Origin of the sequence: Parapedobacter sp. ISTM3 (assembly GCF_016533505.1) — a bacterium.
Classification (GTDB): domain Bacteria; phylum Bacteroidota; class Bacteroidia; order Sphingobacteriales; family Sphingobacteriaceae; genus Parapedobacter; species Parapedobacter luteus.
On sequence record NZ_JAENGN010000047.1, the window covers coordinates 1 to 1,377 of the forward strand.

Annotated in this window: 1 protein-coding gene; it reads right to left on the reverse strand. The window is 54.7% G+C overall.

What is annotated here, in order from left to right; translation table 11 throughout:
• Window positions 1-16: 16 nt before the first annotated feature.
• The coding region (locus JHJ32_RS22475) for an IS66 family transposase (RefSeq protein WP_200122953.1) at window positions 17-1,377 on the reverse strand (1,361 nt) is incomplete at its 5' end.

The following is a 1,377-nucleotide window of genomic DNA, read 5'->3' on the forward strand; positions in this document are numbered from 1 at the left end:
GTATCCGCCCTATGAACTACATGTTTGATTGCTGAACGATTTTCTTATAGTTCTGCGGATAGAGGTTTTTCAGGTTTTTGTGGTTTATGGTCATGATATTTTCCAGCGTATATTTCAGCCACTGGAAGGGATTCACTTCGTGTTTTTTGCAGATGGCGAAAAAGGAGTAGATCATGGCGGCTCGCTGGGCGGCTTCATGGCTGCCGGCGAAGAGGTAATTTTTCCGTCCCAATGCAACCCCACGAAGCGCATTTTCGCAAAGGTTATTGTCTATCTGCAGGTTCCCGTCATACAGGTAAGCCGACAGCCCATCCCATCTGGCGTAGGCATAAGCCATGGCCTTGCCGATCCGGCTTTTGGGCAGGGTGGATTTTATTTCTTCAAAGATCCATTTTCCCAGCTCGTTGATCACCGGCAGCGATTCGGTCAGCCGCAGTTCTTTGATCTGATCGGCGGCCAGCTTTTCTTCCCGGGCCTGCCTTTCCACCGCATAGAGCCGCTGGATCATGAGCAGGGCTTTCTCCGCCCTGTACCGGTCATTGTCCAACGCACGCTCGAACTCTCTTCTTGCATGCGCCCAGCAGGCCAGGTGGACCACGTTTTTGCTCCGTGCATATTTCTCGTATACGGCATACCCGTCCGTTTGCAGGTAACCCCTGAAGCTGCCCAGTATGGGCAACGGTGCGCTGCCCCCGCGGGTGGGGCTGTAGTCAAACAATACCGCTCCCTCCAGCGGGGCATGGTACACCCAATAGTATCCCTGGTGGGCGGCACCCTTTTTATCGCTGTCCAGCACTTTGATCGGGGTCTCATCCACTTGAAGATAGCCTTTCGCTTTCGTGTCGAAGATAAGCTGTTCATAGAGCGGGTGCAGTTTGATGAGCGCTTCTTTGGTCCAGCCCTCGATCGTGGAGGAGGCGATCTGTATGTTTTCCCGGGCGAAGCGCTGTTTCTGGCGGTAGAGCGGCAGGTGGTCCACATATTTATCGGTCAGGACCATCGCCAGCAGCCCTGCCCCGGGGATGCCCTTATCGATGACCCGTTCGGGAAGTTCCGCGATCTTTACCCCTTCACCGCTTTTAGCGGCATATTTGTAGCGGATATACCGTTTGATATAGAACTTGGCCGGCTCACACTCTAACTCTTCCGTGATTTCCTTGCCGATACAGACCATATCCGACAGGTCGCCCTCAGGGTGGATCTCGACTTCCTGGACAGGAAGATGTCCGGGCAGTTTCGCGCGCCCTTTGTGGTTCGGGCGTCTGCGCACATATTCGATCTTTTCTTTGGTTTCTTCCTGCTGCTGCTCTGCCGCGGCGGGTTCCGCATCGAACGGCAGGCTCATCTGGTCCGGGTCGCCCTCGAAGCGCTCACGCT